The organism is Salegentibacter sp. UBA1130 (assembly GCF_002311535.1).
Lineage (GTDB): Bacteria > Bacteroidota > Bacteroidia > Flavobacteriales > Flavobacteriaceae > Salegentibacter > Salegentibacter agarivorans.
The window spans coordinates 255,968-272,108 of sequence record NZ_DCAP01000038.1 but is presented as its reverse complement, the minus strand read 5'-3'; the positions used below and the strand labels follow the sequence as shown (position 1 = coordinate 272,108).

The window sequence follows — 16,141 nt, the reverse complement described above, 5'->3', positions numbered from 1 at the left end:
AAGATAAAATTCATTAGTAGTTAATTTTGCTGATTTCTTTTAAAAAAAGTATTTCCTTCAGGTCTTCGAAGGTTTTAAAATCTTCTTCAGCGACATCGCCTTTATAGGAAGCGAAATAATGATCTGGTCCGTCCTTTCGCCACATCAATACCCATGCAATACCAGAATTTTTTATTCCCGGGTAAAGAGCTTCGGTCCACCATTGAGCATTCATCCCAAATTTATTGTTTCTACTTTCAGTAAGCACATAAGGTTTGTTGCTGGTCTGTGCTTTTTTTAAAATTTGAGGTACTGCGCAGCCCTGGCATCCCACGAATTTACATTGGTTACGGGATTATCAAGGTACCAGCTGAAAGTAATAATGCCTCCTTTTCTATACTTTTTTTGATATGCCTCGCATAAGCTTAAAAGAAACCATGTCGAGATTTGTCGCCCGAGCCAGTTCTATATGTCCAACCTCAAAACCGTGAATAGCCGGGAATTTTCCAGTAATTTCTTTGTCATCACTTTTCATCTGTTTAACATTATCCCCCCAGTTGATTCCGTTAGCTGTTGCATCTTCGTGGCCAAAAGCAATTCTTTCTTTAGCAATAACCCTTATTCTTTGATATAAATTTTTGTTTCCTTTGAAGCTTGTTTATCTGCAAGCTTAATACTATCAAAATCAATATCCCGAGTTGTTTTACAGGAAGACAGAAATAGGACTGGTAAAATAAGTGCCAGGATTTTGATAGATTTATTCATAAAAACCGAATATTTAATTTTATAGATTTGAAAAAATACTTTAGTATTTCTTAAATCTTCTTTTATATTTAGCCCTTAAAAAGCAGGGATTATATTTTTTAGCGATTAATTGTTAAGGAATTCCAAAAATAGCACGCTTCAATATATTAACTTAATATGATTTTGTCATTTATTGATAAAATTTTCTCTATTCTAAAACTTCTAATGTGATGAATAAAGATATACATCGGGAAATTACCCCTTTATCCCCTGAAGATAGTTTTCTGGTTTTTGACCGAATTAAAAATGATTTTGATTTCCCTATTCATTTTCATCCTGAATTTGAACTCAACCTTCTAATTAACGGCAAAGGTGTAAGGCGCATCGTGGGAGATAGCATGGAAGAAATTAGTAACATTGAGCTGGTACTGGTTGGGCCAAACATTCAGCACGGATGGCAGCTACACAATTGTAGCAGCAATAATATCCACGAGATCACAATACAGTTTCACGACAATCTTTTTGGGGAAAAATTACTAAGTAAGCGTATTATGAAGCCAATAAAAGATATGTTTGAAAGATCTACTCACGGCATTTTATTTTCAGAAAAAATTACTGAAGAGATTAAACCTAAACTACTTAAGCTATCTAAAATTGATAGTATAGATTATCTTCTGGAACTTATCTCCATACTCCACGATTTGGCAAACTCAAGAAACCAAAGGCTGTTATCATCTTACACTTCCACATATAAAGATTTTGAAAACAGTGACAAGATTAAAATAATCTATGATTACGTTCAGGAGAATTACCATAATAAAATCTTACTTTCAGAAATTGCAGAACTGGTAAATATGAGCAAGGTATCTTTTAACCGCTTTATAAAAAAGAGAACCGGTAAAACTTTTATAGAATATATCAATGATACCAGAATTGGTTATGCCTCACGATGGTTAATAGAAAAAGACCTGAGCATCGCCGAGATTGCTTTTAAATGTGGATTTAATAATATTGCTAACTTTAACCGAGTTTTTAAAAAGTGTAAAGATTGCACCCCCAGTCAATTTCGTGAAGAGTTTAGCGGTATAAAAAGAGTGCTTTAACAAAGATATCGCTAAGGGATTATTGGTAATACTTTGATTCCGAATAAAAAAAGCGCCTGCTTCTATAAGAAACAGACGCTAGCTAACAAATCAACTGTAACACTGCTAACTAATAAAAACTTTACTTTAAATTTTTGATTTTTATATTTCGCCAAAAAACTTTTATACCACCTCCATCGTGAATTTGCAGGGCAATTTTTCCATTGGCATCACCAATTCTTTCGTCTGAAAAATTGATCATTTCCTCCCCGTTGAGCCAGGTTTGAACCTTATCCCCCTCAACCCTTATCTTCATCTTATTCCAATCTCCATAATTGAGAACATCTTCCTTACTATCTTCGGGTTTAACAAGCCAACCTCTGCCATAAGATTCATAGACTCCACCTGTATGCAAGTCTGGTGGAGCTACTTCAACCTGCCAGCCCGAAATCTTTGTACCTTCTATATCTGAACGAAAGAAAACTCCGCTGTTACCATCTGCCTCCTGAAGAAATTCCAGTTCCAGTTCGAAATTTTTATAATTTTCTTCGGTTGCCAGGTATCCGTATTCGGCATCCGGGCCGCTTTGGGCAACCAGTAAACCTTCTTCTACATACCATTGTTCGGTACCGTAAACTTGCCATCCCTCAAGATCTTTTCCATTAAAAAGCTGAGATTCCGATTTACAGCCTACTAAAGCTACAAACAGAAGAGCCAATAAAATTCCTGTATTTTTCATCTTTTATAGTTCTTTGATTTTTATATTTCTAAACCAGGTAAAACTGCCGTGATCCTGCAGGCCTATTAGTCCGGATTTAGCTTTTCCGTAATCAGGGAAATCTTTCCACTTTCCTTCATCTTTTCTTTTTTGCCAATCCTCAGACCAGGGTTCAAATTCCAGTGTTTTCTCGCCATTCAACCAGTAGGTGACTTTCTCATTAGTGAATCTAATTCTGCTGGAATTCCACTCGCCTATCTCTTTTAGGTCTTCTTCATTATATTCAGGATCATACATTCCATAATCTCCTCCAATAGATTGCCATGGCTCCAGTTCCTGCGGAAAACCAAGTTGGTCTATGATCTGGTATTCGGGAGCGGCAAAGTATGGTGCGTCATATTTTTCATCTTCTATCACATGGTAAAAGACTCCGCTATTTCCTTCTGGAGAAATCTTCCATTCAAGATAAAGTTCAAACTCCTCAAATTCTTTCTTTTCGTACACAATATCACCACCAATATCACCACCTTTTCCGAGAGATTTTAAAGTTTTGTTTTCTATTATCCATCCATCAGGCAAACCTTCTCCTTCTTTCCCATTGTATGCCCGCCAGCCATCGGCATTTTTGCCGTCAAAGAGATATTGCCAATCTTCATCCTGACTTGAGATTTCATTTTTTTCTTCTGCTTTCACTTCCGATTCGCTTTCGGAATTTTCAGAAGAATTTTTACAGGCCATCATTGCCATGACAGTAAAAATGCTTAAAATAATTTTTTTCATAATTTATTATTTATGTTTTTAATTACACGCGGTATTAGTGACAAAGGCTATATGTTTACTGTCACTCGACCAGCTAGGGACATTAATGCTGCCCTGCCCACCGTATATGTAGGCTATAACTTTAGGTTCACCCCCATCTACCGGCATAAGCCTTATCAGGCAGCGCTGATAAAAAGGGTGTTCTCCTGAATCAATTTCGGGAGGAAAAGAAATGAAAGCGATCCACTTGCCATCGGGTGATACATGTGGGAACCAATCATTATGATTCGGATCAAAGGTTAATTGCTCTTGCTCGCTCCCATCGGGTTTCATCCTCCAGAGATGCATCTTGTCCTTACGGTTAGAGTTAAAATAAATATATTTCCCGTCTAGTGAATACTCTGAGCCATCGTCCAAATAATCGGTATCTGTTAACTGAGTTTCTTTCTTATTATCAATATCAATGCTGTAAATATCCATTTTACCCTTACGTTCCCCGGTAAAAAGCAGGGTTTTATTATCAGGAGATATCCCATGCAGATACGAAGCTCCTACGCCATCTTTTGTTATTTTCTGCGGAAACGTATCTCCTGCAGGGTCCATAATATAAAGGGAGGAGACCCCATCATCTTCCTGGTTATGATGACTTATTCCTAAAATACTTTCATCAAAAGAAAAAACATGATCATTGTTATTATTGGTTGCAAATCCCGTTTCAATTTGCTCCACTTTTTCCGATTTCAAATCATAACGGTATAGGTAACCATTAGAATTATAGACAAGGTCCTTATCATTATTTACCCAGTTAGGAGCCTGAATGGAATGAGCAGAAGTATACAGAATCTTCCGCTTGCCGGTTTCCACATTCAGAATCTCCAGATTACTGCCAAGATATTCGTGATACTGCTCAAAATCTGGCCCGGCAGGCTTTATGATCCTTACGTTGTTTACAATTACTTTTCCATTCGCTCCCTCACGTCCCGGATCAAAGAAAAGTCCTGCGAACACCTCGTTTCCCAGGTTCTCATTTTCAATTTTTACTGTTGTAAAAGGCTCCCCGAATTTTGCTGAAGAAAAGTAATACACATCTCCTCTTCTCTCTAATTGGAGCACATTGGCCTTAGCTAAAGGAACTTTGATTTTCTCTGATTTTAAACCTTCAATTGTATTAGATTCCAAAGAAGCTGCACCTAAATTATTTACCTGAGCGATTACCTCAGCAGATTCTGAACTCAGATTATTTCGAATTATCCATCCGGAATTTGATCCGGAACCAGTATCTTTTTCAAAGCTCAAATGAGCTCTAAGAATAAAGTCTCCTTGTATGGATTTATATAGATAGTGGAAGGCTTGAATTTCGCCAGGTTTTTTATCTTCAGAAATTGAAAACGAATATTCCTGCAGTCCTGGGTTGTAATCCACCTCTCCAATAAAAGCAGAATCCCGGATGGTCACCTCATTTTCAAACATTCCTAGATCCCTTTCAGTAGTTTCCGGATATTGAGAAAAATGATTTTCAAAAGGAAAGGCAGAAATTAATAAGGCTAATAAAAAGCTTCCAAGGATTAGTTTTTTCATCTACAGTATTATAGAATCATATCACTTTCATCTCCACAGGGTCCCAACCCATAAATTTGTTTTGCCTGTAGCTTTCATTACAAAGCAAGGCAGGAGCAGCAGCCCTGAATCCAAAAACCGGATCCTCTACTACCGGACCATTGGTTCTTATAGCATAGAAAAAATTAGCGAAGTGATCGTAATGAGCTCCTTTATACCCTTTTTCAACCTGGTAAAAGGTTTCTGAAGGTGGAAGAATTTTTTTACGGTCACTACGTTTTGGACTCTGCTCCTTACCCTTTTCCTCCATGAAGGGATCATCTGAAGCGGCAACGTCATTTTGTTTTAGCATAACATCGTCCCAGGTGACATCCATGGAACCTTTACTACCCACAATTTTCAGGTAGGTACTTCCGCTGGTGCCATCAACGAAATTGCATCGCAGAGAAAGATTAAATGCAGGATGTTGCGCGGAGTCGGGATAGTCAAACATGCCTAATAATACGTCTGGAACTTCTCTACCATCATTCCAATATCTAAGGCCACCGGTTGCTGCAACTTTGTTAGGGCCCACCGAATTAGTTATAAAATGAAGACTAGAAAAAAGGTGAACAAATAAATCTCCAGCCATTCCAGTACCGTAATCAAGATAATTCCTCCATCGAAAGAATCTTTTTGGATCAAACGGACGTTTTTCAGTATTAGCAATAAATTTTTGCCAGTCTACAGTTTCAGGAGAAGCATCTGGCGGAATTGGATATTGCCAGGCCCCGAATGGTGAATTCCTAGCCCAAAATCCTTCGGCATAATTGATATCGCCAATTGCACCCTGGGCAAGTAATTCTTTAGCTTTTTCATTCCCCAAAGAAGACAAGCCCTGGCTCCCTACCATAAAAACCTTTCCAGACTTTTTCCAGGCATTAATCAATTCTTGTCCCTCCGCCACTGAATGCACCATGGGTTTTTCACAGTACACATGTTTGCCTGCTTTTAGTGCATCAATGCTTATTTGTTTATGCCAGTGATCTGGAGTAGCGATTATTACTGCATCAATATCCTCTTCTTTTAGAATATCCTCATAATCTTTAGTGAGAAAAATATCTTCACCCCATCGGGTTTTTGATTCTTCCAGTCTACCGTCATACAAATCACAAACGGCGAGCATCTTAATATTATCGTGTTTCAATGCTGTTTTTGCATCGGCAACGCCCATTCCACCGGCACCGATTAAAGCTAATCCCAGAGGTTTAGAACCGAATATATCTCCCGCAGTTCTTTCCAGGAACTTAATTTGTTTTGTTTCAGAGGCAAAAGCAGAGGGCATAATGGCTGCGGTAGCTCCTGCGAGGCCAAGGTTCTTTAAAAAAGAACGTCTTTGTTTTTTCATGCTTATTGAGTTATACGGGTATTGAATAAAACCATGGTTTATTTAGACAAAATTGGAAAATTAAAGAGAGTGCTTATAAAAACACTCTCCTTAAATTAATCAATGGCTACAAATTTTAATATCCCGGATTTTGTTGCAGAACCGGTCCGTCTGCAGTAGTACTTAAATCTATTTGACGTTGTGGTATTGGAAAATACACATCATTGGAATTAAAATCACCACCCCTAACATCAGTTGTGATTTGGCCTTCATAATCAATAAAGTTATTTAGTACTTCCTGGGCTACTCCCCATCGCACAAGGTCAAAGAACCTATGTCCTTCCATTGCCAGTTCAATTCGTCTTTCATACATAATCACCTCCATTGCCTGTTCTTCAGAAGTAAAATAACCTTCCGGATATCTTTCTATATTATAATTTGCAGCGTAATCCTGGGTAAAACCATCTAAAGGATTTTCCGGATCAACATAATCTTTGAGCCAATGCTGTGAATTATCGGCCATTCTTCCTCTTATCAAGTTCACATAATCTAAGGCAGTATTTAAATTTCCTGTCTTTGCTTCTGCTTCAGCTGCCATTAAAAGTACATCTGCAAATCTTATTACATTCACATTTATTGCGTTCCCGGGAGCCCAGGCACTTTGATCTGAATAGGTATCTGCATGGTATTGCCAGTAAATATGTTTTTTAGGAGCATAAGGTCCGCCAGAAGACTGCTCTCTTACCCAGTCATATCCTGGGTGGTAACCCCAATCGTGATAAGGTATATCCCTTCTACCTACTGTCCAGTCCAACCTTGGATCTAATGATTGAGTATCTGGAGTAAATGGTTCATCAGATAAAATTCCCATGTCATTCTTAACCGGATTGTTATTATAATTATCTAAATATGGTAAACCATTAGCTTCATCTGTACGATAAGAATTAACAAGGTCCTGTGTAGGTTGATAAAAACCACAACATCTAAAAGGACTATTATATGGATAAGCGAGCATCAAGGCCTGATTCGAATTACCTATAGTATTTGTTCCATCATTTGCTACCATTTGAATCGCAAACACGGATTCTTCATTATTTTCGAATTCAGCATTGAAGTTATGGTTAAAATTATCTACTAAACCATAGCTCAAACCATTTGAAGTAACACCAGAATTAATTACCTCTGTAAATATTTCTTTTGCCAGAGGAAATTTATCCTGGTACAAGTAAGTTTTACCTAAATAAGCTCCGGCAGCCCAGCGATTGGCCCTTCCTACGTCATCTTGAGTAGAGGGAAGGTTCTCGTAAGCAAATTTAAAATCTTCCTCAATATTTGGCCATATATCAGTATCGTTGGGAAGATTCGTATTTTCACTGTTTTCATCGATCCAAGGTACCATATTGAACATTTTTTTTAACTCAAAATAATAATGGCCTCGAAGAAACCTCGCTTGACCAGCAATATTTGCTTTGGATTGTTCTGAAATATTCTCTGCTTCATTAAGTAGTCTTAAAACCGCATTAGCCCGGGTTACTCCTTCATACAGGGCCTTCCATTTGGTATTAAAAAATCCATTACTCGGGTCCGCACTAAAGGTTGCAATTGAATTAATGGGAGGTTGATCCCCTCCATCACTTCCTTTGTGCGCATCACCTCCAGTAATATCCCCGTAAATCCAGTTTGATGGAGTTGCTTCCCAACCGTTACCACCACCCAGTGCCACGGTACCACCATTAACAACATCCTGGCCATCTAAAGCGGCATAAGCTCCTATTAAAAGTGCCTCAATCCCTTTTTCATCAGCGAGCACCTCATCGCTTAAAGCTCCATATGCAGGTTTATCTAAAAAATCCTCTGAGCAGCTATGGAAGATTCCTACTCCGAGAGAAAGAAAAACTATTGTATATACTATTTTTTTCATATCTATATATTTATTTATCATCTAAAAAGTAAGATTAACACCGAAAATAATCTGCTTGGGTGTTGGATATGCTCCTTCATCAATACCAAAAGCTGTTGCTGTCCCAGTTAGTTCGGGATCTACGCCAGAATAGTTGGTGATGGTGAATAGATTAGCTCCTTGTACATATAATCTGAGCCTATCCAACCCAACATTATCTAAAATATTTGTTGGCAAGCTATATCCTAATTGAATATTTCTAACCCTAAGATAGGAGCCATCCTCTACGAAATAGGAATTTGGAACATTAGCTGTACTAAAGCTTCCACCGGTCTCCTGAATGGGAGCGGAAGCATTTTGATTATTAGGAGTCCAGGAATCATATAAGGCTGTATTACTTTTCGCTCCATTAAAGGAACTATAGAAATCATGCCACCATTTTACCTGATTCCAAATATCATTGCCATACACTCCATACAGGAAGGTACTGAAGTCCCAGTTTTTATATGTGAATTCCAAGTTTAACCCACCACTAAACTCAGGGTTCGGGTTACCTAAGAAGGTACGATCATCACTAGTAATTACGCCATCCCCGTTTATATCTTCATAACGAAAACGACCTACCCCAATATCAGATTGGTATTCAGCATCTGGATTATTTAATACATTTTGGGCTTCCTGATTTGCTGCGTCTACTTCTTCCTGGCTATTCCAGAAGCCAATTATATTATAACCGTGAAACTGGCCTACAGAATTACCTACCGCATTTCTTACTATACTACTACCATTGAAACGACGAGCCTCCTGATCAAAGTAAGAAACTCCATCTGCGATATTTACAATTTCATTTTCATAAGTTGTTAGTGTTAGCGTAGTGTTCATTTTCAAATCTGAGGTAAAATCAAAAAATGCAGTTGCAGAAAGATCTAAACCACTGTTTTTCATTTCAGCAATATTTACATAAGGCACTGTGGATACACCTGCGGTACCAGTAAGTTCCGGATTATACAATAGGTCAACCACGTCCTTGCGGTAATAATCAGCAGAAATTTGAAGTTTACTTTTAAATAAATTCATATCTACCCCTACATTTGCATTGACGTTCTTTTCCCAGCTTGCATTTGGATTCCCAATACGCGAACGCTGGAAACCTTCTATTATATTATTATTAGAACCATTAATATCATAGTAAGATGAAACCCTATTACTTCCATAAGTAGTAAAAGCATTAGCAGGGTCAACATTATTCTGGTTCCCCATTACACCATATCCACCTCTTACTTTCAATTCATCTATCCAGTGAACCTCGTCCATAAAAGCTTCTTCACTTATTCTCCAACCGGCACTGGCGGCAGGAAACCAACCATGTCTAGGATTAGTAAACCTGGAAGTAGCATCACGGCGTAAGGTTGCTCCTAATAAATATCTTTCATTAAAAGTGTAATCAACTCTACCAAAAACAGAAAACAAAGCGTCTTCAGTATAAAAACCAGAGTTAGTTTGCGTTCCAGAACCTGTACTGAGATTAACGTAATCAGGATCAAAAGAATAAAACCCTTGGGTTAAGGCACTCACCTCTTCATATTGATTATGATAAGCTTCTGTTCCTACTAAAACAGTGATATCATGTAAATCATTAAAATTGTTTTGGTACTGAAGTGTATTAGACCAGGTCCAGTTGTATCCTGTAAAGGCATTTTCAGTCAACTGATTATATGTAGTATTTTCAGCATTTTCATAAGTAGGATAGGCAAAAACCTGACCATTTGTATTGGAATAACTTCCTCCAAAACTTGTTCTGGCTGTAAAATTCTCGAGAAAATCAAGTTCAGCAAAAATATTACCAAAAATACGACTCGTCCTACTAAAATTATTTTGGTTCCTATCGAGAATAGCTACTGCATTCTGAGAATTACCTAGTGATGGAGCCTGAGTTCCAGCAAAGTTGCCTGCTATATCATAGACAGGGATAATAGGTTGTGACCTATAGGCGTGATTAATAGGATTTTCTCCTGTAACCGCAACCCTATTACCCTCCGAAAGTGAGTAGGCCAGGTTTTCCCCAATTCTAAAATTATCTGAAATATCAAACTGACTGTTTACCCTCGCTGTATATCTATCAAAATAAGTGTTTTTTAAAGTTCCATCCTGATCCATATAATTTAAAGAGAAAAGGAAATTACCTTTTTCTCCGCCCTGGCTTAGAGAGATATCATGGTTCATAATCGGTGCATTACTAAAGATTTCCTGAAACCAGTTTGTCCCTTGTTGGTTAGCTCTTATAATTTGATTAAATCCATTTACTGCACCGGATTCGGTGTAAAATGGATCTACAAAATAACTAGATTCATCTACCTCTCCCTGGCTTGCACCACCGGGAAGTATATAGTAAGGAAGCGTTGGTTGAGCTCCACTCCCGTATTGTCTATCTGTAATTGGTTCACCGGGATTAGTATTTTCCATTGCAGCCCATCTTAAATCAGCATGTTCCTGAGGGGATAAAATATCATACACATTACCCTTTGGAACCATTTGAGATCCATAATACCCATTATAGTTCACTTTTAAATCCCCCGATCCTTTTTTAGTGGTAATTATTATCACCCCGTTTGCTGCACGAGCACCATAAATAGAAGCAGACCCTGCATCTTTTAAGACTTGCATATTTGCGATATCATTGGGATTAAGGTAGTTAATATCCTGGGTAGGAACTCCGTCTACTACATAAAGAGGACTACTGTCACCAAAAGTATTAATCCCTCGTATACGTACCTGCGGTGGTTCTCCAGGCTGCCCAGAACTTGTAACTGTAACACCTGAGGCCTGTCCCTGAAGTTGTTCGGTTACCTGAGGAGAGGGCTGTCTTCCCATAGATTCCATGTCTACTACGGAAACTGCACCAGTTAAATCTGATTTCCTCTGGGAACCATAACCCACAACAACAATTTCTTGCAGAGCCGCAGCCTCAGGTTCTAAAGAAACTTCAATTTCCGTTCTCCCTTCTACCTGAATCTCAGTAGTTGCATAACCAATATAACTAAATACTAATGTAGCATCTGCTGGCACTTCTATAGTAAATTCCCCGTCAAAATTAGTTAATACACCATTTGATGTTCCCTTTTCAATGACGTTAGCACTAGGAACTGGCATACCGCTATCAGCATCCAGTACCACACCAGTTAGGAGGATCTCATCCTCTTGAGCGAAAATGGTTACTGGAAACAGTAACATAACAACAATAAATAATGGTATCTTCATATTAATCTATTTTGGTTAGTAAAATTATTTTCAAATTAAGACCTCTCATTTTTAAATTGTTTTATAGCATAATTGGCAGCTCGGGCTGTGATTGCCATATAGGTTAGAGAAGGGTTTTGGGAAGCTGACGAAGTCATACAAGCTCCATCTGTAACAAAAACATTCGGCACATTGTGGAGCTGATTATTTCCATTTAGTACTGAAGTTCTAGGGTCTCTCCCCATTCTTGCCGTGCCCATTTCGTGAATTCCATTTCCAGGGAAACATTCTTCCTCATATCCTTTTACATCTTTAAATCCAGAAGCTTTTAACATAGCTACTGCCTGCTCCTTCGCATCTTTCCTCATTTTCTTCTCGTTCTCTTTGTATTCGCAGTCGAAAGTTATTGTGGGCAATCCCCACTCATCTAATTTTTCATAATTCAAGGTCATTTTATTTTCATGATAAGGAAGACATTCACCGAAACAATTAATTCCTATTTGCCATCTACCGGGTTTTACTATTGCTTCTTTTAACTCTTTACCATATGACATTTCACCTATTGCCTGGGTCCAGTCAGTTCTACTGGCTCCCCCCTGCATCCCATAACCACGCACAAAGTCTTTCATAGTTGTTTCCTCATTGATATTCCGAAATCTAGGCACAAAAAAACCAGCAGGTTTTCGTCCCTTATAATAATCTTGCTGATGATTTTCGGAAACACCTGAAGCCCCCACTTTAAAATGATGATCCATTAGATTATGGCCCAATTCCCCACTATCATTCCCCAATCCTGTGGGAAACCTTTCAGATTTTGACTGCATAAGAATTGAGGTTGTAGGTATCGCTCCTGCACAACAAAAGATAATATTTGCCTGAAATTCTATTCTTTTTCCGGTTTCAGCATCGATTACTCTCACCCCAGTTGCTTTGGATTGTTCTTGATCGTAAGCAATTTCATGAACTATCGAATTTGGTCGTAGAGTCATATTTCCAGTTTTCACTGCAGCAGGTAATGTCGAAGAATTACTACTAAAATAAGCACCATAAGGGCAGCCTCTTATACAACGGTTTCTGAACTGACAATTTGATCTACCCTCCCGTCCTTCAGGGTCGGTTAAATTTGCGACTCTTGAATTAATAATTTGTCGATCTGAAAAATTTGCAGCTACCCCATCCCTTAATTCTTCCTCTACACAATTAAGAGGCATTTCAGGCGTAAAAATACTATCGGGTAATTGGGGTAAGCCTTCAGCTTTACCGCTAATTCCTATAAATTTTTCTACTTTTTCATACCAGGGCATAAGATCGTTATATCTTATAGGCCAATCTACACCATGTCCGTCATTCTTATTTGCCTCAAAATCTAAATCGCTCCAACGGAATGACATCCTGGCCCACATCAGAGATTTACCTCCTACATGATACCCCCTGATCCAGTCGAATCTTTTTTCTTCATTATAGGGATGTTTCAAATCGTTTACAAACCAGTGTTTACTGGCATCATTAATTGTATAACCCGTTCTGGCCTGTTTTTCCTGCTTTTTAAGCTCCTCTCTTGTAACCTGGCCTTTAAATTTATAATCCCAGGGATCATCATTCATCGTTGGATAATCTTTAATATGCTCCACCATTCGTCCTCGATCAAGTACTAAAGTTTTTAGACCTCCCTCACAAAGCTCTTTAGCCGCCCACCCGCCGGTAATTCCTGTACCAATAACGATAGCATCAAATTTTTCAGAATATTTTTTATAGCTATTTTTATTATCCATTAATTTTTGATTCTTAAAAACAAGACATTATTTCTTAAACCTTGAACAGACGCTAAATTTTTTAACATTATAGTTATCTCTATAAACTTTTTTTAGCAAATTATTAAGATCTAAATTATACTTTGAGTTCTATTCTGAATAATACTATTTAGTCACTTTATCATACTATTCTGTCATTCTCCAATTTTTTGGTTTAAAATATGATTATTTAATAATTATTTATATTTAGTTTAGAGAATTATATAAATAAAAAACCCATTAATTAAACTTATAGTATAAAATAGAAGCAATGGTACATCGAAGGAATTTTATAAAACAAACCGGTTTGGCACTGGTAGCCTGTTCAATCGCTCCGGGATTTAGTTTTACATCTAAAGAAAAAGAATCATTAGGAATTCAACTTTACTCTTTAAGAGATACAATTTCCCAGAACCCAAAAAAGATTCTAAGAAAATTAGCCAATATTGGGTTTAATGAAATAGAAACTTATGGATACAACGATGGAAAATTTTGGGGATTGAGCGTTGCCGAGCTTAAAGAAGAACTCACAAAAAATAACTTGACATCACCTAGTGGCCATTACGACGGTAATTCCCTTATTAAAGGGGACTTTGAAAATTTCAAAGAAATAATTTCAGTAGCCAGGGAACTCGATCAGAAATACATTATTATTCCAAGTATTGCAGAAAATCTTAGGAAATCCAAATCGGATTATCTCAACATTGCTGAAAAATTTAACGAAGCGGGAGAAATCTGTAAATCAGCAGGAATTACTCTGGCTTACCATAATCATGCCTTTGAATTTAAAAGGATGGATGATTCTACGGGATATGAAATTCTAATAAATAATACTGATAAAAATATGGTTACCTTTGAAATGGATATTTATTGGGTCGTTAGAGGAGGGCACGATCCAATATCATTATTTCAAAAATATCCAGGAAGATTTAAATTATGGCATGTAAAAGATATGCATAAAGAAAATCCAGAATTGAATACGGAGATTGGCAATGGGAATATTAATTATAAAGAAATATTTAATAATGCAAAAGTATCTGGTGTTGAGCATTATATTCTTGAACAGGAAAACTTCGAAATGCCTGAATTTAAAAGCCTAAATAAAAGCTATAATCACCTCAGTAATTTACTTTAAATTTTATAAAATTAAATTCGACAAGGGATTTTTCCTTTTAAAGTTTAGTTTGGCAATTAATCCTTTTGAAAAAAGTTTAAACTTTAGCAAACTACAATTTTTATTAGGAATAGGTGAAATGAAGATTCAGTAAAAATCCCTTCCACTGACCCAGGATTTAAAAACGATCAGTTTTAATTTTGCAAATTCATCATATGTATGGTATCTCCACATATGAAGAATCTACCTATTCTCATGATTAAAAGGATGAGAGTTTAAAATCTCTAACAAAGGGTTAAGTTTTCAGCAATTTTTCAGTGAATTAATAAGATGGTATCTCGAAGAAAAGGCTCCATAACCTTTAAATTACCAACAGGATTGGGAACTTTAATATGGGACTAATTAATCATAAATGTTGTACCCAAGTAGAAACAAAAAAGCCTTACATCTCTGTAAGGCTTGATTTTGTTGGTGGTCCCACCTGGGCTCGAACCAGGGACCCCTTGATTATGAGTCAAGTGCTCTAACCAGCTGAGCTATAGGACCAATTCAGGTATTTCAACAATACCCGAATTTTAGGAGTGCAATATTATGATATATTTTTAACTCCTGCAAGGTGAAATGCAATTTCTTAATTTCTTGCTCCTTCTCCTTTGGGGAGGGCTGGGGAGGGGCTTTTTTCCTGGCATAATTCTACCAAAACCCCGTGAGAACTTTTAGGATGCATAAAAGCCACCAGCTTATTATCGGCGCCCTCTTTAGGTTCAGTATTTATCAGCTTAAAACCTTCATTCTCGAGTCTGGCAATTTCAGCTTTAATATCATCTACCGCAAAAGCTATATGATGAATTCCTTCGCCGCGCTTGTCAATAAACTTAGCAATAGGACTTTCAGAGTTTGTAGCCGCTAATAATTCAATTTTACTTTCTCCAATTTTAAAGAAAGAAGTGCTAACGCCTTCACTTTTTACTGTTTCGGTTTTATAATGCTTACTGCCAAAAACCGCATTATAAGTGGCATTGGCCGCTTCAATATCCTTCACTGCAATCCCAATATGTTCAATTTTCTTCATTTTTCATTTTTTAAATAGATAAAGCAAGTTAAACTTCTAATTTTATATATTCAAAATGGGTAAACTTCTATAAATTTAAAAAGATAACACAACATCTTTACTACAATAGGTTAGGTAATACTTAGGTTGCTTTTGAATAAGTTCACTTTGGCCTATCGAAAATTTATCGTGAAATTTGAAGTGAAGTTTCCGTAAAATTTTAGGCTGTTTAAGCCAACATAAATTTTCATGTAAACAGCAGCTTAATTGGCGAGTTCTTAAAATTTAGATAAAGATTCGCAAGCCTAGATTTTTTTGGTTCGTTTTTTCATCAATGGAAAAAATGAACAAGTCAAATATTTAAGAATAGTATAATTCAAAATTAAGACTTGTACGCATAGTTTTTTACATTTAGGAGTATACCAATTTATTATAGTATTTTTGCCTTATGGAAGAGACAAACAGACAAAAGAAAATAGGAGGAGTTTTGCAACGCGATCTAGCCGATATCCTGCAAAAGAACCTTAAAGATGCCGGGAGAACAGGAGTGATTATTTCGGTCTCTAAAGTGAAAGTAACTACAGATCTTTCTATCGCGAAGGCTTATATCAGTATTTTTCCGCAAAAACACGCGCAGGAAGTTATAGAGGAAATAAACCTTGGCAAGTCTAAGATAAAACACGAAATGGCACAGCGCACCAAAAACCAGTTGCGAAAAATGCCGGAAATTAATTACTACCTGGACGATTCTCTGGATTATATAGAAGGTATAGAAAAATCTATTAAAGGCGAAGAAAACCCAATCACTGATCCCGATCTTCTGGAACGCCGGAAAAAATCTTAA

At 37.1% G+C, this 16,141-nt stretch carries 13 protein-coding genes and 1 tRNA gene; 3 read left to right on the top strand and 11 right to left on the bottom strand.

The window, feature by feature from the left end:
• Positions 1–13: 13 nt before the first annotated feature.
• Together B4F31_RS16140 and B4F31_RS16135 are read right to left on the bottom strand one after the other, a co-directional pair.
• On the bottom strand, positions 14–313 hold the full coding sequence (locus B4F31_RS16140; protein WP_075325416.1) for a hypothetical protein: 300 nt from the start codon (positions 311–313) through the stop codon (positions 14–16).
• Positions 314–597: 284 nt separating this feature from the next.
• Positions 598–744, bottom strand: coding sequence for a hypothetical protein (locus tag B4F31_RS16135; RefSeq protein WP_286761750.1), 147 nt, complete (start codon positions 742–744; stop codon positions 598–600).
• Positions 745–953: 209 nt separating this feature from the next.
• On the opposite strand from B4F31_RS16135, the gene B4F31_RS16130 reads away from it, so the two are divergent.
• Positions 954–1,826 (top strand): AraC family transcriptional regulator, encoded by an 873-nt coding sequence (locus B4F31_RS16130; RefSeq protein ID WP_075325415.1) that lies wholly within the window; start codon positions 954–956, stop codon positions 1,824–1,826.
• A gap of 121 nt (positions 1,827–1,947) precedes the next feature.
• On the opposite strand, the gene B4F31_RS16125 is transcribed toward B4F31_RS16130, so the two are convergent.
• From B4F31_RS16125 to B4F31_RS16095, 7 genes are all read right to left on the bottom strand, one after another.
• Entirely contained in the window at positions 1,948–2,544 is a 597-nt protein-coding gene (locus B4F31_RS16125; protein WP_075325414.1) for a 3-keto-disaccharide hydrolase, read from the bottom strand.
• 3 nt (positions 2,545–2,547) lie between these two features.
• Positions 2,548–3,303, bottom strand: coding sequence for a 3-keto-disaccharide hydrolase (locus B4F31_RS16120; protein WP_075325413.1), 756 nt, complete (start codon positions 3,301–3,303; stop codon positions 2,548–2,550).
• A gap of 18 nt (positions 3,304–3,321) precedes the next feature.
• A complete protein-coding gene (locus B4F31_RS16115; RefSeq protein WP_286761749.1) occupies positions 3,322–4,860 on the bottom strand; it encodes a DUF5050 domain-containing protein in 1,539 nt (512 codons plus the stop codon).
• Between the two features lie 16 nt (positions 4,861–4,876).
• Positions 4,877–6,226, bottom strand: a complete 1,350-nt coding sequence (locus tag B4F31_RS16110; protein ID WP_286761748.1) for a Gfo/Idh/MocA family protein — start codon at positions 6,224–6,226, stop codon at positions 4,877–4,879.
• 115 nt (positions 6,227–6,341) lie between these two features.
• Complete coding sequence (locus B4F31_RS16105; RefSeq protein ID WP_286761747.1) at positions 6,342–8,126, bottom strand: RagB/SusD family nutrient uptake outer membrane protein; 1,785 nt, start codon at positions 8,124–8,126, stop codon at positions 6,342–6,344.
• Positions 8,127–8,147: 21 nt separating this feature from the next.
• Positions 8,148–11,363, bottom strand: a complete 3,216-nt coding sequence (locus B4F31_RS16100; protein ID WP_093304572.1) for a SusC/RagA family TonB-linked outer membrane protein — start codon at positions 11,361–11,363, stop codon at positions 8,148–8,150.
• Positions 11,364–11,398: 35 nt separating this feature from the next.
• A complete protein-coding gene (locus B4F31_RS16095) occupies positions 11,399–13,114 on the bottom strand; it encodes a GMC oxidoreductase (RefSeq protein WP_286761746.1) in 1,716 nt (571 codons plus the stop codon).
• Positions 13,115–13,439: 325 nt separating this feature from the next.
• Here B4F31_RS16095 and B4F31_RS16090 point away from each other — a divergent pair, with 325 nt between their 5' ends.
• Entirely contained in the window at positions 13,440–14,267 is an 828-nt protein-coding gene (locus B4F31_RS16090; RefSeq protein WP_177195690.1) for a sugar phosphate isomerase/epimerase family protein, read from the top strand.
• Positions 14,268–14,715: 448 nt separating this feature from the next.
• Here B4F31_RS16090 and B4F31_RS16085 read toward each other — a convergent pair.
• A tRNA-Ile gene (locus B4F31_RS16085) sits at positions 14,716–14,792 on the bottom strand.
• Positions 14,793–14,877: 85 nt separating this feature from the next.
• Positions 14,878–15,318, bottom strand: coding sequence for a methylmalonyl-CoA epimerase (mce, locus tag B4F31_RS16080; protein ID WP_075325407.1), 441 nt, complete (start codon positions 15,316–15,318; stop codon positions 14,878–14,880).
• A 427-nt stretch (positions 15,319–15,745) separates the two neighbouring features.
• On the opposite strand from mce, the gene rbfA reads away from it, so the two are divergent.
• Positions 15,746–16,141: a 30S ribosome-binding factor RbfA gene (gene rbfA / locus B4F31_RS16075; protein WP_037318333.1), complete on the top strand. Its 396-nt coding sequence runs from the start codon at positions 15,746–15,748 to the stop codon at positions 16,139–16,141.